The organism is Candidatus Melainabacteria bacterium, from assembly GCA_016193285.1.
Taxonomy (GTDB): Bacteria; Cyanobacteriota; Vampirovibrionia; order 2-02-FULL-35-15; family 2-02-FULL-35-15; genus JACPSL01.
This window is the reverse complement of sequence record JACPSL010000037.1, coordinates 20,027-41,971: the sequence shown is the minus strand read 5'-3', so window position 1 is coordinate 41,971 and position 21,945 is coordinate 20,027. Positions and strand designations below refer to the sequence as shown.

Annotated in this window: 23 protein-coding genes; 9 read left to right on the top strand and 14 right to left on the bottom strand. The window is 31.1% G+C overall.

Translation table 11 applies throughout. The features are described 5' to 3' along the window. Positions 1-153 precede the first annotated feature (153 nt). From lysA to HYY52_08075, 3 genes are all read left to right on the top strand, one after another. The gene (lysA, locus tag HYY52_08085; protein ID MBI2996642.1) at positions 154-1,467 is read left to right on the top strand and encodes a diaminopimelate decarboxylase; all 1,314 of its coding nucleotides are present in this window, start codon (positions 154-156) and stop codon (positions 1,465-1,467) included. A 91-nt stretch (positions 1,468-1,558) separates the two neighbouring features. After that, entirely contained in the window at positions 1,559-1,798 is a 240-nt protein-coding gene (locus HYY52_08080) for a hypothetical protein (protein ID MBI2996641.1), read from the top strand. Next, positions 1,786-2,199: a retroviral-like aspartic protease family protein gene (locus HYY52_08075; protein MBI2996640.1), complete on the top strand. Its 414-nt coding sequence runs from the start codon at positions 1,786-1,788 to the stop codon at positions 2,197-2,199. The genes HYY52_08080 and HYY52_08075 overlap by 13 nt, the downstream gene beginning before the upstream one ends. A gap of 64 nt (positions 2,200-2,263) precedes the next feature. On the opposite strand, the gene glpD is transcribed toward HYY52_08075, so the two are convergent. After that, entirely contained in the window at positions 2,264-3,892 is a 1,629-nt protein-coding gene (gene glpD, locus HYY52_08070; GenBank protein ID MBI2996639.1) for a glycerol-3-phosphate dehydrogenase, read from the bottom strand. 62 nt (positions 3,893-3,954) lie between these two features. On the opposite strand from glpD, the gene HYY52_08065 reads away from it, so the two are divergent. Beyond that, complete coding sequence (locus tag HYY52_08065; protein MBI2996638.1) at positions 3,955-5,187, top strand: NupC/NupG family nucleoside CNT transporter; 1,233 nt, start codon at positions 3,955-3,957, stop codon at positions 5,185-5,187. Here the strand turns inward: HYY52_08065 and HYY52_08060 are convergent. From HYY52_08060 to HYY52_08015, 10 genes are all read right to left on the bottom strand, one after another. Continuing rightward, positions 5,184-6,065 carry a 2-oxoacid:ferredoxin oxidoreductase subunit beta gene (locus HYY52_08060; GenBank protein ID MBI2996637.1) on the bottom strand — a complete coding sequence of 294 codons (882 nt, stop codon included), beginning with the start codon at positions 6,063-6,065 and terminating at the stop codon, positions 5,184-5,186. The genes HYY52_08065 and HYY52_08060 overlap by 4 nt on opposite strands. A 14-nt stretch (positions 6,066-6,079) precedes the next feature. Continuing rightward, positions 6,080-7,822 carry a 2-oxoacid:acceptor oxidoreductase subunit alpha gene (locus HYY52_08055; protein MBI2996636.1) on the bottom strand — a complete coding sequence of 581 codons (1,743 nt, stop codon included), beginning with the start codon at positions 7,820-7,822 and terminating at the stop codon, positions 6,080-6,082. A 96-nt stretch (positions 7,823-7,918) separates the two neighbouring features. After that, positions 7,919-8,227: a metal-sulfur cluster assembly factor gene (locus tag HYY52_08050; GenBank protein ID MBI2996635.1), complete on the bottom strand. Its 309-nt coding sequence runs from the start codon at positions 8,225-8,227 to the stop codon at positions 7,919-7,921. A 15-nt stretch (positions 8,228-8,242) separates the two neighbouring features. After that, entirely contained in the window at positions 8,243-8,746 is a 504-nt protein-coding gene (locus HYY52_08045) for an SUF system NifU family Fe-S cluster assembly protein (protein ID MBI2996634.1), read from the bottom strand. A gap of 2 nt (positions 8,747-8,748) precedes the next feature. Continuing rightward, a complete protein-coding gene (locus HYY52_08040) occupies positions 8,749-10,035 on the bottom strand; it encodes a cysteine desulfurase (GenBank protein ID MBI2996633.1) in 1,287 nt (428 codons plus the stop codon). After that, positions 10,010-10,330 carry a non-heme iron oxygenase ferredoxin subunit gene (locus HYY52_08035; GenBank protein MBI2996632.1) on the bottom strand — a complete coding sequence of 107 codons (321 nt, stop codon included), beginning with the start codon at positions 10,328-10,330 and terminating at the stop codon, positions 10,010-10,012. Before HYY52_08035 ends, HYY52_08040 begins: the two co-directional genes overlap by 26 nt. A 6-nt stretch (positions 10,331-10,336) precedes the next feature. Then, positions 10,337-11,224, bottom strand: a complete 888-nt coding sequence (gene sufD / locus HYY52_08030; protein MBI2996631.1) for a Fe-S cluster assembly protein SufD — start codon at positions 11,222-11,224, stop codon at positions 10,337-10,339. A gap of 3 nt (positions 11,225-11,227) precedes the next feature. Continuing rightward, positions 11,228-12,628: a Fe-S cluster assembly protein SufB gene (sufB, locus tag HYY52_08025; GenBank protein ID MBI2996630.1), complete on the bottom strand. Its 1,401-nt coding sequence runs from the start codon at positions 12,626-12,628 to the stop codon at positions 11,228-11,230. After that, positions 12,618-13,385, bottom strand: coding sequence for a Fe-S cluster assembly ATPase SufC (gene sufC, locus HYY52_08020; protein MBI2996629.1), 768 nt, complete (start codon positions 13,383-13,385; stop codon positions 12,618-12,620). The genes sufB and sufC overlap by 11 nt, the downstream gene beginning before the upstream one ends. A gap of 17 nt (positions 13,386-13,402) precedes the next feature. Continuing rightward, positions 13,403-13,867: an Rrf2 family transcriptional regulator gene (locus HYY52_08015; GenBank protein ID MBI2996628.1), complete on the bottom strand. Its 465-nt coding sequence runs from the start codon at positions 13,865-13,867 to the stop codon at positions 13,403-13,405. A gap of 203 nt (positions 13,868-14,070) precedes the next feature. On the opposite strand from HYY52_08015, the gene HYY52_08010 reads away from it, so the two are divergent. Further along, entirely contained in the window at positions 14,071-14,481 is a 411-nt protein-coding gene (locus tag HYY52_08010) for a hypothetical protein (GenBank protein MBI2996627.1), read from the top strand. Next, positions 14,482-16,209, top strand: coding sequence for a carboxypeptidase regulatory-like domain-containing protein (locus tag HYY52_08005; GenBank protein ID MBI2996626.1), 1,728 nt, complete (start codon positions 14,482-14,484; stop codon positions 16,207-16,209). It abuts the gene before it with no gap. A gap of 5 nt (positions 16,210-16,214) precedes the next feature. Here HYY52_08005 and HYY52_08000 read toward each other — a convergent pair whose 3' ends face one another. Both HYY52_08000 and icd read right to left on the bottom strand, forming a co-directional pair. Continuing rightward, positions 16,215-16,862, bottom strand: a complete 648-nt coding sequence (locus tag HYY52_08000) for an MBL fold metallo-hydrolase (GenBank protein MBI2996625.1) — start codon at positions 16,860-16,862, stop codon at positions 16,215-16,217. A gap of 15 nt (positions 16,863-16,877) precedes the next feature. After that, positions 16,878-18,113: an isocitrate dehydrogenase (NADP(+)) gene (gene icd / locus HYY52_07995; protein MBI2996624.1), complete on the bottom strand. Its 1,236-nt coding sequence runs from the start codon at positions 18,111-18,113 to the stop codon at positions 16,878-16,880. A 279-nt stretch (positions 18,114-18,392) separates the two neighbouring features. Between icd and HYY52_07990 the strand changes: the two genes are divergently transcribed. Continuing rightward, positions 18,393-19,472 (top strand): hypothetical protein, encoded by a 1,080-nt coding sequence (locus HYY52_07990; GenBank protein ID MBI2996623.1) that lies wholly within the window; start codon positions 18,393-18,395, stop codon positions 19,470-19,472. 38 nt (positions 19,473-19,510) lie between these two features. On the opposite strand, the gene HYY52_07985 is transcribed toward HYY52_07990, so the two are convergent. Further along, positions 19,511-19,888 carry a response regulator gene (locus tag HYY52_07985; protein ID MBI2996622.1) on the bottom strand — a complete coding sequence of 126 codons (378 nt, stop codon included), beginning with the start codon at positions 19,886-19,888 and terminating at the stop codon, positions 19,511-19,513. 211 nt (positions 19,889-20,099) lie between these two features. On the opposite strand from HYY52_07985, the gene HYY52_07980 reads away from it, so the two are divergent. Both HYY52_07980 and HYY52_07975 read left to right on the top strand, forming a co-directional pair. Then, positions 20,100-21,512, top strand: coding sequence for a PAS domain S-box protein (locus tag HYY52_07980; protein ID MBI2996621.1), 1,413 nt, complete (start codon positions 20,100-20,102; stop codon positions 21,510-21,512). Then, entirely contained in the window at positions 21,499-21,945 is a 447-nt protein-coding gene (locus HYY52_07975) for a response regulator (protein ID MBI2996620.1), read from the top strand. The genes HYY52_07980 and HYY52_07975 overlap by 14 nt, the downstream gene beginning before the upstream one ends.

Here is a 21,945-nt window from a genome sequence, read left to right as displayed (position 1 = left end):
CCGCCTTCCTTGCTCATTCCTCGCTCGTCAGGCTTTGCAAAGTGCTCTCCGGTATGCTGTACCTAACATGCTTCAAATTTTACCGAATAAATCGGATAAAATTTTACTGTGTAAATAGATTGCTCTAAAATGTTACTCTAGGTAGGCAGTAACATGAGCACCTTAAACTTAAATTTATATCCTAAGACTATTAGCATAAATAAAGCAGGGCATTTAACTATTGGCAAGTTAGATATTGTTGACTTAGCAAATACTTATGGAACTCCTTTATATGTAATTGATGAGGTTACATTTAAAGAAAAATCAAAGGATTATATAAATAGCTTAAAAAAAGAATATCCTGATTTTTTAGTTTTATACGCGGCAAAAGCTTTATCAACACCAGCAGTTTTTAAGTTAGCAAACAATCTTGGCTTAGGATTAGATGTTGTATCTGGTGGCGAGCTTTATTTGGCAATTAAAAGTAATTTCAATAGCCAAAATATTTATTTCCATGGAAACAATAAATCAGAAGATGAATTACAAATGGCTCTTGAGCATAATATTGGCAAAATAGTATGTGACAACTTTTATGAGATTGAATTACTAGACAAAATCGCAAAGAAAAAAAATAAAACTGTCAATATCTTAATTAGACTTACACCAGGAATTGAGTGTCACACTCATGAATATATAAAAACCGGGCACTTAGACAGTAAGTTTGGTTTTGACTTAGAATATTTTAATAGTGTTATTAGTCATATAGTTAAAAACTGTCGAAACCTCTCACTAAAAGGATTTCATGCACATATTGGATCTCAAATATTTGAAATTAAGCCATTTCTTGATACCGCTGAAATATTATTAGCCTATTTTAAAATAGCTAAAGAAAACTATAATTTAAATTTAACCGAACTAGATATTGGTGGTGGAATAGGCATTTCATATACGCCTTGTGACGATCCAATGACTATTGAAAACTGGTGTAAAGAGATTGCAAACACAATAAAAACAAAATGCAATAAGTTAAATATATCCTTACCAAAACTAATCTGTGAACCAGGAAGAAGCCTGATTGGACCTAGTGGAATAACCATCTACAAAGTTGGTAGTATTAAGCAAGTTCCAAATGGAAGAAAATTTATTTCAGTAGACGGAGGAATGGCAGACAATCCAAGACCTATAACATATCAAGCTAAATACACTGCACTTGTTGCTAATAAAGCCAATGAAACACCATATGAGACAGTTACAATTGCTGGAAGATATTGTGAAACAGGAGACATTCTAATAAATGATATTAATCTTCCTAAAATAGAAAGTGGAGATTTAATTGTAGTTTTTTCAACTGGTGCTTATAACTACAGCATGTCATCTAACTATAATATGACTCCAAGACCTGCTTGTATATTAGTAAATGACGGGGATTCAAAAATTATTATTGAAAGAGAATCATACGAGGATTTAACTAAACAATTCTTAGATTAACAAGTCGTTAAAAGTTGAAATCTATGTAAAACTACATATTTGTCCTGTTAAATTTAACTAACGGGTCGTATAATAATATTGTGAATAAAGAATGAATCAGAAAGCCACAAAAAAAACATTGCGCCTCCTTTTATCAGGCAAAGCATCAATTTATAATAAATATGTTGGTAAACACGTTTTTGTAATAAAAGATAAAGTTATTCCTTTTAAAAAAGGGAAAGATTCTATTAAAGACTTCAAGTCTTTAGAAAAAAAGTATGGTCACAAACCAATCCTAATGTTTGTTCCAAAAAAAGGAGTTTCATATATTCTTTTATTATGTCTAAGTTAATTACAAGATTTCCATTTACTTATATTACTAAAGGTTATTTAGGTTTGATATGGAGACCTTATGCACTTTGTGAGTTTAAAGTCCTAAATGAAGATACATGGATCCCAATTGAAATGGTAATAGATACAGGTGCTGACTATACATTACTTCCAAAGAATTACTCATCATTACTAGGCATCAATGTTAATAAGGATTGTTTTCGTGAAGCTTCATTGGGAATTGGCGGAAGTAAAACTGTGTACTTGCATAAAGGCTTACTTATTAAGCTTGGGAATTGGAAAAGAAAAGTTCCTGTTGGATTTCTAGATCAAGAGAATATACCACCACTTCTTGGAAGGTTAAATTTCTTTGAATTATTAAATATTACATTTAGCAAACGCATAACAATTTTTAAAAATTAAACTGATTTTTTTCATATTCCGATTAGTTCTAATTGGGTTTTGGATTTGAAGGAGTAAACCCTGATTAAATAACTCTTAGATTTACAAAATCACTATAATATTCTTGCTTTTGCTTCTCTATTTCCCAGTCACTATATTGATAATAATTTTTTAATTGCAATAAAACATAGTCGATTGTATCTACACCTAAGCCTTTTGATAATCCAATTGTAAGTCTACGAACTAAAATATCAGTGGCTGTATAAGCAAGCTCACTTTCTATTGCATATTTTACTTGTGCTCGAATGTCTAATGAATTAGAACTAAGCAAATATCCAAGCTCCTTGTGAGTTAATGTTAAATCTAAAACTGCTTTATATCTTTTTCCATATAAATTTACAAGATGTGAGATTATATCTAAATCTATCCTATATTTTGTTTTTGCTTTTTTTATTTCAGCTTTTATAAAATCAAAAGAATAATCTTGAAATGCACCAATTAAAGGTATTTCATTAGTTTTAGAATACACAAAATTATATTTAAGTTTTTTAAATGCTAAATTAACAACTTGACAAGAAAGTTCACGATAAGTTGTTAATTTTCCACCAATAATTGATATAAAGTTCTTTAATCCATTTTCAATATGATCAACTATGATATGTCTTCTAGTTATTAAAGTAGGACTTGACTTGTGACAGTATGGAAGTGGCCTAACTCCTGAATATGTAAACAAAATATCTTCTTTTTTAATTTGTGTATTTTTAAGCTTTTTATTTGTTTCATTAAGCAAGTACTGGATTTCACTTTGTTCAGCTTTAACTTTATTCAAATCACCTTCATAAACTATATCTGTTGTGCCAATTAAATAATAATTTTGCCATGGAATTATAAAAAATGGTCTATTATCACTTGCTGTAAGTAGTAGTGCATTTTCTGGCATGCCTTTAAACTTTTTTATAATTATATGACTACCCTTTGTACCACCAATTTTCCTGGGAATATTTTTATTTGTTAATCCACAAAGTGCATCAACCCATGCTCCAGAGACATTAACTATTAATTTACCTTTACAAACATATTTTTTATTATTTAACTTATCAAAAAATTCCACATGTTTAATATTTGAATTATTAACACTTAGCATAGTTACTTCAGCATGATTTAAAACTAAAGCCCCTGACTTTTTTGCCATTAAAATATTTTCAATACAAATCCTTTCAGGAAATGCTATTTGAGAATCATAAAAAACAAATCCACCTACTAAATCTTCATCTTTTACTCGTGGTTCAACATCTTTAAATCTTTGTCCTAATATAGCTTTATAAGAAGGCAATGATTTATCAAATGACAATAAGTCATATAAAGCCATTCCAAGTAAAATAATAAAAAAATTACGTTTATCATTTTTATAAACAGGTAATGAAAATTTAATTGGTTTAACTAAATGATTTGCATTTTTTAATAACAATTCTCTCTCACGTAAAGATTCTCTAACTAAATCAAACTCAAAATGTTCTAAATAACGTAGTCCTCCATGGATTAATCTGGTTGAAGCACCAGTACAAGCTGAAGAAAAATCATTTTTTTCTAAAAGCAGTACCTTTAAACCTCGTTCAGCCGCATCTCTTACAATTCCACAACCATTAATCCCTCCACCAATAACAATAAGATCAAATTCTTTGTTTAACTCTTCTTGAGTAAAGCGATCCATCATATAAACTTTATAGAAGATACAAATAAAGATACGTTCCTATCATGCTATAAATATCTACAAACATGGAAAAATATACAGGTATACTTGGAATAATTTCAATATTATTAATTGCTTATATTTTCTCAAATAACAAAAAAATAATTAATTTTAAACTTATAATTATAGGCATTTTACTTCAAGCATTAATAGGTTTTTTCATCTTAAAGGTACCTGTTGGAAAATCTATTTTTGAGCTTTTAGCAAAAGGAATTACAACAATTTTAGAACTTTCAAGAGAAGGTGGTAAGTTTGTTTTTGGTCCACTTGCAAGTCAAACTCTCTTAGAAAATATATTTGGAAGTAAAAATAGTTTCATATTTATTATTCAAATAGTTCCAACAATAATATTTATTTGTGCATTAGTTTCAGTTTTATATTATTTTGGTATTCTTCAAAATATAACTAAAATATTTGCTTGGATATTTAATAAACTTCTTGGAGTTAGCGGAGCTGAAGCACTTGCAAATACTACAGTGTCAATTGTTGGGCAAGTTGAATCAGCAATTATTATTCAGCCATATCTTTCTTTAATGACTAAATCAGAACTATTAACAATTATGACTGGAGGAATGGCTTGTATTTCTGGTTCACTTATGGCTATATATAGTGGACTTGGAATAAAACCTGAATACTTACTTGCTAGTAGCTTTATGGCAATACCAGGAAGTTTTGTTATTTCTAAAATGTTTTATCCTGAAGCCTCTACTCCTGTTACCAAGAACATTGTAAACATAGATTTTAAAGCAAGTGAAAAGAATTTAATTGAATCAATTTTAGATGGTGCATTTAGTGGAGCAAAAATAAGCATTGGGATAATAGCTATGTTAATTGCTTTTATAAGCCTTGTAGCAATGACAGATAAATTATTAATGACAATAAATCCCGCTTTAAGTTTAAAATTTATTTTAGGTATAATTTTTACTCCTCTTATTTCAATTCTTGGTGTTCCAAAAGAAGACATAAGTACAGTTGCACAACTTTTTGGCACTAAGATTTCTTTAAATGAATTTATAGCTTACTTAGATTTAGTTAAACTAATTTCCACAAACTCACTCCAAGTTAAAAGCACTGCAATAACTACTTTTATACTATGTGGTTTTGCAAATTTTGGAAGCATTGCCATTCAAGTTGGTGGTCTTTCACAAATGGCACCAGAAAGAAAAAGTGATCTTGCTGAATTAGGTTTTAAGTCAATGATTTGTGGGGCTTTAACTTCCTGCATTTCAGGATGTATTGTTGGAATAATGATGATTTAATAATATTTTGATTTAATTTTTTCAAAATCTTCTAAGGAAGGAGAAACAACTTGCTCCACTAATGGTTCTTCTGTAATTTGAAAAAGATTATCCTCATATGTTTCTTTCTCTGTTTGATAAATAACCCCACATGGAATTTTTTCACCCCATTCAAGTCCTATACTAAATGCTTTCTTTATATCTTTTGGATTATAGTCAGGAATTTTATCTACATAATAAATTCTTTCCTCATACCATTCTTTTGTATTTTGTTTATTATAAGTAACACATGGTTGAAGAACATCAATTAATGCATATCCTTTATGTTTAATTGCTGCTTGAATTAAGTTTGTAAGTTTTTTAGGATCATTTGCAAATCCTCTAGCTATAAACGTTGCACCTGCTGCAAGTGCCCATGTAATTGGATTTACTGCATATTCTATAGCACCTTCCGGCGATGTACTTGTAATCATTCCTTTATCTGTTGTTGGTGAATATTGTCCTTTAGTAAGTCCATAAATTTGATTGTTTTCAACAATGTGAGTAATATTTATATTCCGTCTCATTGCATGCATAAAGTGATTACCACCAATTCCATATCCATCTCCGTCACCAGTAACAGCTATAGTTACAAGTTCATGATTTGCTAAATGTATACCTGTTAACACTGGTAATGCTCTTCCATGGATTGTTAAATAACCATTAGCATTTATATAATCTGGCAATTTACTTCCACATCCAATACCAGAAGCTATAAGTGCTTTATAAGGTGGAATATTTAAAGCAAGAAGAGCCATCTGAATTGCATTAAGAATTCCAAAGTCTCCACATCCTGCACACCATGTAGGTTTTTGCTCACTCTTATAATTCTGTAAGGTAACTTCACTAGATTTAACCATTTCTGCCACAATCATTATCCTATCCTTTCTAACTCTCTTTTAATTTCTTCAGGATAAAAAGAACGTCCATCTGATCTTAAAATTTTATTTTTAATTTCAAATCCTGTTGTCATCGTTAAAAACTTCCCAAGTTGCGAAGAATAATTACTTTCAACTAATACAGGTTTTTTAATTTTCGAGAGAAGTGTTTTAACTTGCTCTTTTGGAAATGGCCACATATCTTGAAAATAAAGAAGATTCATTGCCCCATGATTATTCGCATCAACTGTATCCTTGCAAACCCCATAATTCCCACCCCAGCAAACAAGCGTAGTATCAGCATCTTCAGTACCATAAATAACAGGCAGTTTCATATCTTTTAAGGCTGTAATTTCTTTTTTCATTCTTTTACTCTGCATTTTATTTCTATTTTCTTTATCTTCAGTAATATGCCCTTTTTCATCATGTTCATCTGTTGTACAAGAATAAACAGTTTTAGGATGTCCAGGGAATGCTCTTGGTGAAATTCCATCTTCAGTAAATTTAAATCTTAAATAAGGCTCAGTCATGTCTTCTAATTCTTTTTTAGTTAAAAGTTTTCCCCTGTCAATAACTACTTTATTTAAATTAAAAAAGTCTGAATCAATATCTTTTAGTGCACTAGATTGTTGCAGGTCAGAAAGAACAAGTACAGGTGTCTGATATTTTTCTGCCATGTTCATTGCTTTTATTCCAGTCAGATAGCAATCTTCATGTGTACCTGGAGCTAGCAATATTCTTGGAAATTCACCATGACCTGCATTTAAAAGAAATAATAAATCTGATTGTTCATTCCTTGTAGGAAGTCCTGTTGATGGACCTCCTCTTTGAACATTCATAACTACTACTGGCGTTTCAGTCATCCCAGCAAACCCTAATGCTTCAACCATTAGACAAAAGCCACCACCACTTGTTGCAGTTAATGCTCTTACACCAGCATGATTGGCACCAATAGCCATGCACACTGCACTAATCTCATCTTCAACATGTTTTGTTACAATACCATATTTATGATGTTTTGCAAACCATTCAATAATTGTTGTAGCTGGAGTCATTGGATAAGCAGAAACAAATCTACAACCAGCAGCAAATGCACCCATTGAAAAACAGTCATTTCCATGAATAAGCATTCTTTGTTTTTTATGAGGCCTATAACTTAACTTCCACTTAAATCCACTTAAATATTTTTTCTTTGTCATCACATATGATTCAAATGCTACTTGAACATTTTTATCTGCAATTTCACTGCTCTTTTTCTCAAAGTTTTGTTTAATAACTTCATTTAAAAACTCAAAATCCAAATCAAGTAGTGCTGCAGTAGCACCAAGTAATGCAGTATTTGCATATATTTTATTTCCACCAATGTCACCTGCAATTTTATTTATTGGGAGTTTGCATAAGTTTAACTTATTTTTTTCAATTGTTTTTATGTCTTGTTCTTTTAAGTGAAAATCATCATCAACTAAAATACTGCCACCAGTTATTACTTCGCTTATATGTTCTTTCAAAGTATCCTGATCAAGAGCTACTAAAATATATATGGACTCTGAGTTTGACCATACTTCATGTGTATCATCCATGGTTAATATATAAAAATTATGACCACCTCTAATTCGGGACATATAATCTCCAAACCCATAGACATGAAGCCCAGCATGCATTAAAGCCTTAGTTAATCCAGCACCACCTGACTCTATACCTTGACCTGCCTGTCCACCAATTTTTATTGTAAGTCTCATATTTCTATCCTTGCTTAATTTTATTTTTACCTCTTTTTACTTCAACTAATTATACTAACTAAATAAAATATTCTTAAAATTTGTAATAATGTAATGTCAAAAGATTCCTAATTGATCTTTTGCTTCCTCAGATGCCATTGCTTTTGGATCCCATCTTGGAGTCCAGACTAGTTTAACCTCAGCATCTTCAACACCTGTTAAACCAGCTGCTTTAGTATGAACAAGAGACATAAGTTGTGGTCCAATAGGACAAGCAGGACTTGTTAAAGTCATTTCTACGAACACTTTTTTACCATCATTTTGAAGCTCTACGTTATAAATTAACCCTAAGTCTACAATACCAACACCTAATTCAGGATCTTGAATTGGTTTAAGTGCTTGCATTATATCTTCTTTAGTTAGCATAAATTTTTATCACCTTTATGAAATCTCAATATGGTCATGACCAATGAGTGCTTCTTCAAAAGTCATCCAAGGTAGCAGTGCACATTTTATACGAACTGGAAATTTTTTTACACCTGCTAATGCTTCTAAATCACCAATGTCTATAACTGAGTTTTGAGGTTTTGAGGTTTCATCATGCATCATACTTTTAAAATAACTTGAAAGTAGTTTTGCTTCATCTAGAGTTTTACTTTTTAAAATATCAGCTAATATTGAACCTGAGGCAACACTAATTGAACAACCATGACTTTCAACATGGATGTTCTCTATCTTATTAGTATTTAACTTTAAACATAATTTAACTTCATCACCACATAAAGGATTCACACCAAGAGCACAGCAATCAACTCTATCTACAGGAATCCGCCCATGAGGTTTTCTGTAATGTTCTAGAATTATTTCCTTATATAATTCATCTAAGTGAGGTAACGAAGATGACGGAGATGACGGAGATGACGGAGATGAAACCTGACTTTGCATTATTATTTTCTCACCTCACTTAACTCTAATTTTTTACATGCTCCGACCTTAAAATAATTAAAAGCTTTCTCTAAAGCATCTACAAATACATCAACTTCTTCTTTAGTATTATAAAAATAAAAACTTGCTCTACAAGTAGCAATAACATTAAGCCTTTGCATAAGCGGTTGAGCACAATGATGTCCTGCTCTAATTGCTACCCCGTATTGATCTACAATAGTTGCAATATCATGTGGATGAATTAATGGATTGCTAAAAGTTATAATTCCTGCTCTATCTTTTACTTCTTGTGGTCCATAAATTTGCAAGAACTCAAACTGTTTTAGCTTACCTAATGCATATTTAGTTAATTCTGTTTCATAGTTACAAATATTTTCTAAACCAATTTTTTCTACATAATCTATCGCACTGCCAAAAGCAATTACATCAGCAATATTTGGTGTACCTGCTTCAAATTTCCAAGGTAAGTCATTTGGTGTAAAAGCATCAAATGTTACTTTTTTTATCATTTCCCCACCTCCTAAAAAAGGAGGAATTTTTTCTAAGATTTCTTTCTTGCCAATTAAGATTCCTACACCTGTTGGCCCACAAATTTTATGTGAAGAAAAAACAAGAAAATCACAATTTAAATTTCTGAAATTAATTTTCAGGTGAGGTATACTTTGTGCTGCATCTACAATAAAAATTGAATTGTTAGCTTTAGCAATTTTAGTTATTTCAGCTATATTGTTAACTGTTCCTAAAACGTTGGATTTATGTGTAACAGAGATAATCTTTGTAGATTTATTAACTATCTTATTAAAACTTTTATAATCTAATTTATAGTCCTGCGTAATGGGAATAAAATTAATTTTTATATTTTTTCTTTCTTTTAATAAAAACCAAGGCACAATATTAGAATGATGTTCCATTTCAGTAAGCAATACTTCTTCACCTTGGTTAATAAAACATTCATCTAAACAATAAGCTAAAAGATTTATTGATTCTGTTGTATTTCTAGTAAATATTACTTCATATCCTTCAGGCACATTTAAAAAACTTTTTACTTTTTCTCTAACATTTTCATAAGCATTTGTAGCTTCTTCTGCTAATTTGTGAACTCCTCTATGAATATTTGCATTATAGCTTTCATAATATTGAACTAAAGATTCAATAACAGGTTTTGGTTTTTGAGTAGTAGCTGCATTATCAAAATATATAAGAGGCTTGCCATCCCAAATTTTTCTTTCTAAGACAGGAAAATCTTTTCGTATTTTATTAACATCAAACAATTTCAATCTCCAGTTCATTATTATTTAACACTTTAACGTTATAGGTTTTAATTGGACTTGTTGCAGGCATTTTCTTTGCTTCACCAGTTCTAACATCAAATCTTGCACCATGTCTTGGGCATTCTATTTGGTAAGCATCAACGAGTTGTCCTTTAGTCTCAACAAGTTCAGCATTATCATGAGAACAAATATCCTCAATAGCATAATAACTACCACTAACATTACAAACAACTACTTTTTTATTACCAAGTTGAAAAGATTTAGTTTGCCCTTCTTTAACGTCTGATTTTTTTATTTTTATAACTGTCAACATTGATTTTTATATAACCTCCAACTTGTTTTGAATTTTCTCTATTATTTTTTCTCTCATATTCTCACATGGGATTTTAAAAATTGTAGGTTCAAGAAATCCTTCTACTACAATTTTTTCAGCATCTTTTTCACTTAAACCTCTAGTCATTAAATAATAGATTTGTTCTTTATCTACTTGACCAATAGTCACGCCATGATTACACTTTACTACATCATTTGTTAGTATCTCTAGCTCAGGAATAGATTCAGCTTTTGCATCTTTTGATAAAAGTAAATTCCTGTTTTCCTGAAGTGCATCACTCTTAATTGCTTCTTTAGAAATCATAAGATTTCCAGTATATGCAGATTGTGCTTTATCTTTCAAGGCAACTCTAAAATCTAGATGAGACTTGGTATATGGAGCAATATGATTTATTTGAGTGTGATGATCAAATATTTGTAATCCACTGCCTAAAACAATGCCATAAGTAATTGCACTTGAATTTTTGCCAGTCAAATCAATATTATGAGTTACTCTTGAAATTCCAGAACCTAATGCAACAATTAAATTTGTAAACTCAGCTTTTTCTTCAATTTGTACTTTTTGAATTAAATGATGGACAGTCTGTGTATCAAGCGTTTGAAGATTTAAATAATTTAATCTTGAACCTTTAGCTAAAAATATTTCCACTACTATATTAGTTTGCAAATCATCCGAATAGTTTGATGTAATTTCATCAATTAAATTTACACTTGAATTTTCTTCTAAAACAATTAAAATTTTGACTGCTTCATCTTTTTTTCTTCCTTCTAAGGTAAGTTTTGATATAAGAGGTTCATCAATTATTACATTTTTAGCATATTTTCTTTCTTTAATTAACCATTCAGGTTCATTTTTTTTCTCTACAGTTTTCACTTCTTATCCTATTCTTCCTTCCATCTCAAGTTCAATTAATCTATTTAGTTCTACTGCATACTCCATAGGAAGTTCTTTAACAAACGGTTCCATAAAACCATTAACTATCATTAGCTTCGCTTGTTCTTCAGAGATACCTCGACTCATTAAGTAAAAAAGTTTTTCATCTTCAATTTTACTTACAGTGGCTTCATGTTCTATTTGAACTTCTTTTTCATTCACTTCCATTGTTGGATAAGTATCTGAACGAGATTTTTCATCAAGCATTAGTGCATCACACTTAATTTTTGACTTAACATTTTTTACATCCTTATAAACTTTAAGTAATCCTCTATAACTTGCTCTTCCTCCATTACATGAAATGGACTTAGAAGTTATAACTGATGTAGTATTTGATGCAGCATGAATAATTTTTGCTCCTGCATCTTGATGTTGATTTGAACCACTAGCTAGTGCTACTGAAACAACCTCACCATGAGCTTTCTCACCAACCAAGTAAATTGAGGGGTATTTCATTGTAAGCTTTGATCCTATATTTCCATCAAGCCATTCAACTACTGCACCTTCATGAGCTACAGCTCTTTTTGTTACTAAGTTATAAACATTTTTAGACCAGTTTTGAATTGTAGTGTATCTGATTTTTGCACCTTTAAGAGCTATAAGTTCTACAACAGCTGAGTGCAATGAATCAGAACTATAAGTTGGTGCAGTGCAGCCTTCAATATAATGAACTGAACTACCTTCATCTGCAATAATCAATGTCCTTTCAAACTGCCCCATATTTTCAGTGTTTATTCTAAAGTATGCTTGTAAAGGTATTTCAATATTTGTATTTGGAGGAACATAAATAAAAGATCCGCCAGACCAAACCGCACTATTTAACGCTGCAAATTTATTATCCTCAATCGGGATAACTGTAGCAAAATATTTTTTTACAATACTAGGATACTCACGTAAACCACTATCCATATCAAGGAAGATTACACCTAGTTTTTCAAGATCTTTTCTTATGGAATGATAAACAACTTCTGACTCATACTGAGCAGAAACACCAGCCAAGAATTTTCTTTCTGCCTCAGGAATACCTAATCTGTCAAAAGTATTTTTAATATCCCTTGGTACTTCTTCCCAGGTTTTACCTTGCTTGTCAGTTGGTTTTACATAGTAATAAATATTTTCAAAATCAATTTCACTTAAAAGCTTTGTATCTCCCCACTTTGGCATTGGTTTTTTATAAAACACATCTAGAGCTTTTAACCTAAATTCCCTCATCCATTCAGGTTCTTTTTTCATTTCTGAAATACTTAAGACAATTTCTTTTGTAAGTCCTTTCTTAGATTTAAAGAAGTAGTTTTCTGGATCACTAAATCCATATTGATATTCTTGATTTATTTCAACAGCCATAAACCTTTTCTTCCTTTCCAACAAGCCAATCATAGCCTTTCTTTTCTAACTCTAGAGCTAGCTTAGGACCGCCAGACTCTAAAATATTTCCATCAATAAGTACATGAACCTTGTCAGGTTTAATGTAGTCTAATAATCGTTGATAGTGTGTTATTAAGAGAATTGAAACTTGTGGATTTTTTTCCTTGTACTTATTTACACTGCTTGCAACAAGTTTCAATGAATCAATATCTAGACCAGAGTCAGGCTCATCTAAAATTGCAAGCTTAGGCTCAAGAATTGCCATTTGTAAGATTTCCATTCTCTTTTTTTCACCACCTGAAAAACCATCATTAAGATAACGACTAGCAAATGAATGTTCAATTTCAAGTTCATCCATTTTTTCATAAAGTAACTTTCTAAAATCTCCAGGTGAAATAGAATCACCTTTTAAAGCTTTATTTGCTTGTCTTAAAAAGTTAGCAATTGTAACCCCAGGAATACTTAATGGATATTGAAAAGCTAAAAACAAACCTGATTTTGCTCTTTCATCTGGTTTGAAATTATTTATTATAGATCCATAAAAAATTATTTGTCCATTTAAAATCTTATAAGCAGGGTGCCCCATTAATGTGTTTGAAAAAGTACTTTTACCAGAGCCATTTCTTCCCATTAATACATGGATTTCACCACTATTTATTGTTAGATCTAATCCATGTAAGATCTCTTTCCCATCAATTTCTACTTTTAAATTATTTATTTTTAATAACTCTGTCATATAATCTTTCTCTTTCTTTATGTCACTGTAGTTAGTTGTTTTTGTAAGTAATCTGATAAAGTTTCTTCTTTTTGAAGTAAATCTTTTAAACTTACTTTCTTTAAAATCTTAAAAAGAATACCTGATATTGAAAACCAAACAGATCTAATTGAGCAACAACCAATATGAATACACTTTAAATTATTTCCAGGAAACTGCTCACATGACTCAGTCTCAAATAGTTCACCACTTAATGCTTTAACAACTTCATCAAGAAGTATTTTTTCTGATTCTCTCTTTAATTTATAACCACCTCTACTACCACGTATACTTTCAACAAAATTAGCTTGCCTTAAAAGAGTTAATAATTTTGCAGCATAATCAGGAGTAATGTGTTCAGCTTTAGCTATGTCTTCTAAAGAAGCAAGCTCATTTCTTAAAGTTAATTGGGCCACTTGCAACAAACACCTTAGACCATATTCTTCTTGTGAGGTTATTTTCATAATTAGCAACCTTTCAATGTTAATTATACATTTAATCTTGAATGATTTGTCAAGATTGAGTTTTAAGAGCCTAATATGGCTAAAAAGGGATATTGCTCGTTTAATTAAAATTTAACTTTTAATTGTAGTGATGTAAAAGAAGACTCATCAATATTGTTGAACATGCAACAAAAAAACATTACTACTAGTCATATTATTTTGACATGTTGATAAGAAAATATGTTTTTTTAAAATTTAAGTACTTAATAACACTTATAGTTTTTGAATGTATTTGTACAACTATTGCTTATGCAATAATTCCTCAAAATTATCAAGCTATAGTTTTAGGAAAAATTATAAAAAAAGAATTTAAAGAACTTAATGGCTACTATGTAACCGAATATAAATTAAAAATAAAAAAGTATTTATTTAAAAAAAACGAATTACCTAAATCAAAATATATAACATTAAAAGTATTAGGTGGAGAATTACCCAAGAAAGGGCTAATTATAAGATCTTCAGTTTCACCTCAATTTATACCCATTAAAAAAGAGGCGATTTTTTTACTTGAAAATACAAAAAAAAAAGAGAAAAATACTTTTACTTTGTCTAAAGACGGAATTAAGGAGTTATAAATGTCAAAGAAAATACTATTGCTAATTATTTGCCAAATAATATTTATGTTCTACATACCACTTAAATCTTTCTCCTTTACTAGAATTGTTGGTTTAGTATTTGATGGAGAACCAGTAGAACCTGATAAATTACAAGAAGTACTAAACACAATTAAAAAAAATAAACTTAAAAACAGCAAAAATAAAAATCCAAGAAAAATAAAACCAGATAAATTATTTACAGTTAGTGCAAAGCATAATGATTCAAAAAACATTAAACTTGAGATTGACACATCACAATTACTTGTAAGATCAGATAAAGATATTCAAAAACCAATTTCAAACAAAGCATTTTTAGATTCTGTAGCTGAAGCTGCTAACTTATGGGAAAGTGTTGACATTGCAGATATCAAATTTACACCTTTAGAGTTTGCTTCAGGTCCTGTTAATGCTGAAGATGGAAGAAATATAATCACCTTCCGCTCAGCAAAAGATATTGAAGGCATCCCAGATAAAACTGTCTCAGTTAGCATCATTAACTATGCAAGAACTGATTTAGTAACCTACATGAATAATTTAATTATGGTTAAACCAGGTACTATTTTAGATGCTGACATTGTCTTTGATCCTACAAATGATCCATGCTTAGCATTTCATACAACTGGTGGTGATTTTTTAACTGGAGGCAATGATCAAGCAACAATTCTTGAAGGAGGAATTGATCCTTCTGTTACAGCAAATGATCTTGAAAACTGTGAGTTTATCTCGAGAGCTGACTTAACTGATTTTGCAGTTAGGAATATTGGAAACTTATTAGGTTTAGAATTCTCAGCAACAGCAAGTGCTGCTGACACAGGGCTTCCCATATCCATGGAAAGATATGCTTTAACTAATGATGATAAAATTGGGCTTTCAAATATTTACCCAAACAATGAAACCCTAACAAATCATGGAAGTGTTTCAGGAAAAGTTTTACTAAATAAAAAACCAGTAAAAGGAGCTCATGTAGTCCTAGAAGACACCAATACTGGAGAACCTGTTTGTAGCACAATAACTGATATAGATGGGAAATTTACAATAGATTCAGTTCCTTCTGGTACTTACAATACCTATGCTGAACCATTAGATGGTCCAGTAAGAAAAAATGGTTTAATGAGAAACTTCTTTGGTTTTGTTCCTGATTTAAATTTTACAACTGGTACTACTTCAACTCCCATAGAAATAACTAATAAAGAAACTACAAAAATCACTCTTAATGTTAAAGAACTTTCAGCTTCAGCATTTAATATTAATTACTTAACTAATGTACTTAAAGAAGAAGAAATAAACAATGTGGTTGGTGCAGCTTTACTACCAATTAAAATTATGCCTGGTGAAACATTAACAAGTGTTCAATTTTGGGGTGACAATATTAGTAACAATTTTGGAACATTGTCAATAAGCGGACCAGGAATTACTATAAGTAATGTAATGGATGCAAGTGTACCAATCTCTCCTTATGTCGAATGTGAGGAATGTGAAGATTCTCCTGATAAGCCTTGTAAGAGAGATCCAAGATGTTCGTCAACTGAAGAAATAACAAAAGAACCAGATCAATTGCCAGGAATCATAGTAGACATTACATGTGCTAGTGGTACATCACCAGGTCCTAGAAATATAGTTTTTACAGGAGACAAATTAGATCCTATTCATCCAAGTTTTGGTTTAAGAGATCAAATAACTGGTGGTTTGTTTGTAGTAGAACAGTGAAATAGCTAAGTTGGTAATCTTTTTCCTATAAATGTCATTAAGTTATCGTACTGCATATATGGGTTTGTTTTTTTTTGATTTAACAAAGAGTCATATTTCTTTTTAGCATAATTGTGTCCAGGGAAGATTATTGTATCATCTCTCATTTTCATAAGTTTATTATAAATAGTGTCAAACATTTGATTTACATCCCCACCTGGTAAATCACACCTACCACAACCATCAATAAACAATGTATCCCCAGATATCAAATTGTTTTGAATTAAAAAACATTGAGAACCTGGTGTATGTCCAGGAGTATGAACAAAGCAAATTTCAATATTCCCAACTTTTAATTTTTCACCAGATTCTACTTCCTTTAAATTTTCCTTTCCAGAATTAAGCTTAAAAAAATCTACTTCGTGTTTATTTATATAAACAGGAATATCAAAATGCTTTAATAATTCCTCTACACCATTAGTATGATCAAAATGCCCATGTGTTAGTAAAGCAGCTTTAATAATTAAATTATTTTTTTTAGTCTCGTCAATTAAGAAATTAACATCCCATGCTGGATCCATTACTACAACTTCATTTGTAGTTTTATCTCCAATAAAATAAATAAAATTTTCCATTGGTCCAACTTGCATTTGTTTTATAAAAAAGTTGTTCATACTAAAAGTATAAAGCTAGTTCATGTTTTGAATAATTGCAGAAGCAAATTCACTGGTTTTTAAAAGGACAGATTCTGTCATTTGCCTGGCAAGATCATAAGTTACCTTTTTTTGTTTTATTGTTTTAGAAAATGCATTTAAAATTAAAGCAGATGCTTCTAACCAGCCCATATAATCAAGCATCATAACACCAGATAAAATCATTGAACCTGGGTTTACTTTATCTTGGTTTGCGTATTTTGGTGCAGTTCCATGTGTAGCTTCAAATATTGCAATTTCATCCCCAATATTTGCTCCAGGAGCAATACCTAATCCTCCAACCTGAGCAGCACAAGCATCAGATAAATAATCACCATTTAAATTTGTAGTTGCAATAATTGAGTATTCATCTGGTCTTGTTAAAAGCTGCTGAAACATATTGTCAGCAATACGATCTTTAATTAAAACTTTTTCATCTTTAAAATCTTTATTTTTACTTTTTGTTATTTCTTCCTCAGTAATAACATTGTCTCTAAACTCATTTAATGCAACTTCATAACCCCATTTACAAAAAGCACCTTCTGTGTATTTCATGATGTTGCCTTTATGGACTAAAGTTACTGATGGTTTTTTATTTTTAATAGCAAAATCAATGGCCTTTCTAACAAGCCTTTTACTTGCAAATTCAGAAATTGGTTTTATACCTATGCCTGAATTTGAACGAATTTTATGTCCTAAAGAAGCTAGAAACTCTTGTACTTTACTCGCTTCTTTTGAGCTCCATTGAAATTCAATGCCACTATAAACATCTTCTGTGTTTTCACGAAATATGACTAAGTCAACTTTTTCAGGAGATTTTACAGGAGTTGAAATTCCTTCAAAATATTTAACAGGCCTTATACATGCATATAAGTCAAATATTTGTCTTAAAGTTACATTTAAACTTCTAATACCACCACCAGTAGGAGTAGTTAATGGACCTTTAATTGCTACCTTATATTCACGGATTTTATTTAAAGTTTCTTCTGGCAACCAATTATTTGTTTGATCAAAGGCCTTTTGTCCTGCTAAAACTTCTACCCAGGAAATTTCTTTTTCACCTTTATAAGCAATTTTTACTGAAGCCTCTAATACTCTTTTAGTTGCCTTCCAAATATCTGGACCAGTACCATCACCTTCAATAAAGGGTATTGCAACCTTAGGAGGTACTATAATTTTTCCTCCCTTAAAAGAAATTTTTTGCGTGTCTAAATTTTTTATCTCAGCTGTCATTGCATTATAAACAATAAATCGCACTTTGATTACTCAGTGACTATCATATCTGATTTTATTTATGTTGTATATGCCATCATGTTTTGGATCTCCCCTTTTTGCAGAAACAAAATACTGCAGGAAAGTCCCGTGATAGGGGTGGAGAGTAGTACTAAACCCACAGTGGAGCTATTAAATTAGTTTAAAACCATTAACGGACTTAGTTCTAACAATCTTTAATAATCTTGAAATTTAATCTCTATATAATAAAAGTAAGAAGTAAAAAAAAGAGATATGCAAATGAAAAAAGTTAATTTTGTAGTTGGAATTTTATTTTTATTAATTATATGTTTTAGTTTTTTAATTGTAGGAAATGATGTGGTAATTGGACAAACTACAAACTCAAGTGATGTAGCAGTTACTTTAAATTCAAAATTTACAGGTATCTGGAAAGTAAAAGTTAAAAAGCCAGTAAGTGAGCCAACCCCAATACCTACTGCCACAACTGCAAAAACTTGTACAGAATTAGAGTCCAGCCAAACATCTTATTTTAATATCTGCTCAGATAACGGATATGATAACGTCTGCTTTGACAAATTCACTAGCGTATATAAAGGATGCACCAAAAATACTAACAACGATTGCACAGAGAGTAATACTAATGCTGATCAAAATATTCTTTGTCCGGTCATTGTTTCTTCTCCGACACCAACCTTGACTTCTAAAACTCCCGCAAGAAAGTTGCTGGCTCATATAACAGATGATTCACCAAGCTCAAATATAATTACTTTTAAGCTATGCGTGAAAGAAGGAAAACTTGAAGGTACTGTCCATCAAGGCGGTGCATTTTTAAATGGTGTTATAACAGGGCAAACAATAATTTCTGAGAATGAAGTTGAACTTACTGCTCTGTCACAAGACAGTAAAACTACAAAAATAAAATTGAAACTAACAGGTGATAGGCAGTTCCAGGTAATGTTTACTGATGGGCATACTTCAGAAGGAAGAAAGTTAAATGAAAATAGAGGATGTCTAGCACCAGGAAAAGGACCCAAGGGGCCGAAAGGATCAAGCATTGAACCAACTCCAAGTGGGGGAGCAGTGATGGGTGGTCCAACCATGAGTGAACCAAACAACAATAGCTCTGGAACTGTTCAGCCATCAATGGATACTCCTCCAAAACCAACACCATCTATAGAAGGTGGACCATCAATGACTGGACCTGAAGAACCTAGTATGACTGGTAATGAAGAAGGTAGTGGAACTGAAATGAACGGCCCACCACCATTTGCAATGGGTAGTTCTGAAAACCCTCCAACTATGGATACTGTCCCTGAAAGTATAAACACTCCTCCAGCTATGAGCGGTATGTCTACATAGACCACGCAAGTAATCTTTTCATAAAATTACATGTAATATCATGAAGTAAAATTTTGAACAGCATTAGTAATGGCACTTACTAAAGAATTACTATCTATTTCTCCCTTTACTAAATAAGTGTCAACATTATCTAAACACTTCTTTAATTCGGGACGTTTTACAATACTCCCTGTAAGAATAATTATTGGGGTTTCTGGAGCTTTAATTTTTATTTCTGTAAGTGAGTTAAAACCAGTACTATCTGGCAGTGTTAAATCTAATAAAATAACATCAAAAGCATTTTTCTCTAAATATTTTATTCCTTCTGAAAGTTTTCTAGCGCATGTTAGATGAAAATCATTGTTATTTTCTAATAGCATTTCTTCAACTAGCTTCTCGTCACCAAGATTATCTTCCAGAAGAAGTATGTCGATCATACTATTCTCCCTGTTTTTTCCTTAAATTATAACATGAATTATTGTGTTCTTCAATGCAACATTTTTCTAATCTTTTGAATATCACATTTTATAAAAAAAAAAGAACCTTGGGAAAGATTTAAAATCGTGGTATTGTTACTTAAGTTAAGAACTCTATAAATCATTTGTCCAGAACCGTTAGCCTAAAAGATTCCCCGCATACAAAACGCAAATGAATAGCATTACAAAAAACAAGATAAAAATCATATTTTACAGCACTCTATTGATGATTGCTTTTTTTCTTCTAGACACCATCACACCACTTGGTATGGCTGTAGGCATTACTTACATACTAGTAATATCTCTTCTTTTGATTTCAAGAGATATAAAATTGATTTTGTTATATGCAGTTATTGGGACCATAGCTACAGTCGTAGGGTTCTTTTTGTCACCACCAGGTATAGAGGTTTGGAAGGCTGTCTTTAACAGGGTATTATCAATTGTTGCAATTTGGTTCATTACCATTATTGGAATAAAGCAGGTTAAAGCTGAAGAGAATTTCCACCTCGTTACTGAATCTGCTACCACTGCACTAATTATGGTCGAGAAAGGAGGGGAGATTAGTCTTGTTAACTCTCAAGCTGAAATTCTCTTTGGATATACTCAGAGTGAATTACTTGGTCAACCAATTGAAATACTTATACCTGAACGTTTTAGAACCAAACATGTTGTATATAGAAATAATTTCTTTCTTGAACCAAAAACCAGAGCACTGGGTACAAATCGGGATCTCTCTGGTCGTAAAAAAGATGGTACTGAAGTTCCAATTGAGATTGGTCTAAATCCAATTAAAACAACTGAAGGGATATCTGTACTTGCATCTGTTGTTGACATTACTGCACGAAAAAAAGCAGAAGAAATAATAAAAACTAAGAGTATTGAACTTGAAAAATCCAATAAAGAACTAGAACATTTTGCATATGTAGCTTCCCATGACCTTCAAGAACCACTTAGAATGGTCGCAAGCTATACACAACTTCTAGCTAAAAAATATTCTGACGAACTGGATGATAATGCCAGAGAGTATATTAGCTTCGCAGTAGATGGAGTAAAAAGAATGCAACAACTTATTGATGATTTGCTTAAATATTCAAGAATTGGAACACAAAGAAAATCTCCCGAGATAATAAGTTGTAAAGAAATAATAGACACAATACTTAAAGACATGAAATTAACAATTAATGAAACTGGTACTAAAGTGACTTTTAGTGAGCTTCCTGAAATCACAGGTGATAAAGTTCAACTTACTCAACTATTTCAAAATCTAATAGCAAATGCAATTAAATATGGAAAAAAGGAAGAAACACCTCAAATTAATATTTCATATGAGAAGAAAGAGGGAGAATACTTATTTAGTGTACAAGATAATGGTATTGGTTTTGATAAACAATTTGCCCATCGCATTTTTGTAATTTTTCAACGATTACACACTAGACAAGAATACCCAGGAACTGGTATTGGGCTTGCAATCTGCAAGAAGATTGTAGAACAACATGCTGGAAAAATATGGGTAGATTCAGAACCAGGTAAAGGAAGTACATTTTATTTTACACTGCCAACAAAAGAAAAACATGAATTTAAATAACCATAAAATTACTGAGATATTACTTGTTGAAGATAATCTTGGAGACGCGAAACTCACTATTGAAGCATTTAAGGAATCCAAGGTAAAAAATAAAATTATAGTGGTGCAAGATGGTGTTGAAGCCATGGATTATCTTTTAAAAAGAGGTAAATATGAAAACGTTGCAACACCGGATATCATTTTGCTTGATTTAAATCTTCCTAAAAAAGATGGGCGTGAAGTCTTAGAGGAAATAAAAGCTAATGACAGTCTAAAAAGAATCCCTGTAATTATTTTAACCACTTCAAAAGCTGAGGAAGATATTTTTAAAAGTTATAACCTACATGCAAACTGTTATGTTTTAAAACCATTTGATTTTGAGAGATTCCTTTCTGTTGTAAAATCAATTGAAGATTTTTGGCTAACTGTAGTTGAACTCCCTACAAACAATTAA

Bases quoted from the DNA above. Each gene is read 5' to 3' on its own strand.
- glpD (MBI2996639.1), bottom strand. From the start codon at position 3,892: ATGATGGATCGCTTTACTCAAGAAGAGTTAAACAAAGAATTTGATCTT.
- HYY52_08040 (MBI2996633.1), bottom strand. From the start codon at position 10,035: ATGAACTGGAGATTGAAATTGTTTGATGTTAATAAAATACGAAAAGAT.
- HYY52_07975 (MBI2996620.1), top strand. From the start codon at position 21,499: ATGAATTTAAATAACCATAAAATTACTGAGATATTACTTGTTGAAGAT.
- HYY52_08050 (MBI2996635.1), bottom strand. From the start codon at position 8,227: ATGCTAACTAAAGAAGATATAATGCAAGCACTTAAACCAATTCAAGAT.
- HYY52_08005 (MBI2996626.1), top strand. From the start codon at position 14,482: ATGTCAAAGAAAATACTATTGCTAATTATTTGCCAAATAATATTTATG.
- HYY52_08080 (MBI2996641.1), top strand. From the start codon at position 1,559: ATGAATCAGAAAGCCACAAAAAAAACATTGCGCCTCCTTTTATCAGGC.
- HYY52_08055 (MBI2996636.1), bottom strand. From the start codon at position 7,822: ATGAGACTTACAATAAAAATTGGTGGACAGGCAGGTCAAGGTATAGAG.
- HYY52_08060 (MBI2996637.1), bottom strand. From the start codon at position 6,065: ATGGTTAAATCTAGTGAAGTTACCTTACAGAATTATAAGAGTGAGCAA.
- icd (MBI2996624.1), bottom strand. From the start codon at position 18,113: ATGACAGCTGAGATAAAAAATTTAGACACGCAAAAAATTTCTTTTAAG.
- HYY52_07990 (MBI2996623.1), top strand. From the start codon at position 18,393: ATGAAAAAAGTTAATTTTGTAGTTGGAATTTTATTTTTATTAATTATA.
- HYY52_08045 (MBI2996634.1), bottom strand. From the start codon at position 8,746: ATGCAAAGTCAGGTTTCATCTCCGTCATCTCCGTCATCTCCGTCATCT.
- sufB (MBI2996630.1), bottom strand. From the start codon at position 12,628: ATGGCTGTTGAAATAAATCAAGAATATCAATATGGATTTAGTGATCCA.
- HYY52_08075 (MBI2996640.1), top strand. From the start codon at position 1,786: ATGTCTAAGTTAATTACAAGATTTCCATTTACTTATATTACTAAAGGT.
- lysA (MBI2996642.1), top strand. From the start codon at position 154: ATGAGCACCTTAAACTTAAATTTATATCCTAAGACTATTAGCATAAAT.
- HYY52_07980 (MBI2996621.1), top strand. From the start codon at position 20,100: ATGAATAGCATTACAAAAAACAAGATAAAAATCATATTTTACAGCACT.
- HYY52_08035 (MBI2996632.1), bottom strand. From the start codon at position 10,330: ATGTTGACAGTTATAAAAATAAAAAAATCAGACGTTAAAGAAGGGCAA.
- HYY52_08000 (MBI2996625.1), bottom strand. From the start codon at position 16,862: ATGAACAACTTTTTTATAAAACAAATGCAAGTTGGACCAATGGAAAAT.
- HYY52_08065 (MBI2996638.1), top strand. From the start codon at position 3,955: ATGGAAAAATATACAGGTATACTTGGAATAATTTCAATATTATTAATT.
- HYY52_08010 (MBI2996627.1), top strand. From the start codon at position 14,071: ATGTTGATAAGAAAATATGTTTTTTTAAAATTTAAGTACTTAATAACA.
- HYY52_07985 (MBI2996622.1), bottom strand. From the start codon at position 19,888: ATGATCGACATACTTCTTCTGGAAGATAATCTTGGTGACGAGAAGCTA.
- HYY52_08015 (MBI2996628.1), bottom strand. From the start codon at position 13,867: ATGAAAATAACCTCACAAGAAGAATATGGTCTAAGGTGTTTGTTGCAA.
- sufC (MBI2996629.1), bottom strand. From the start codon at position 13,385: ATGACAGAGTTATTAAAAATAAATAATTTAAAAGTAGAAATTGATGGG.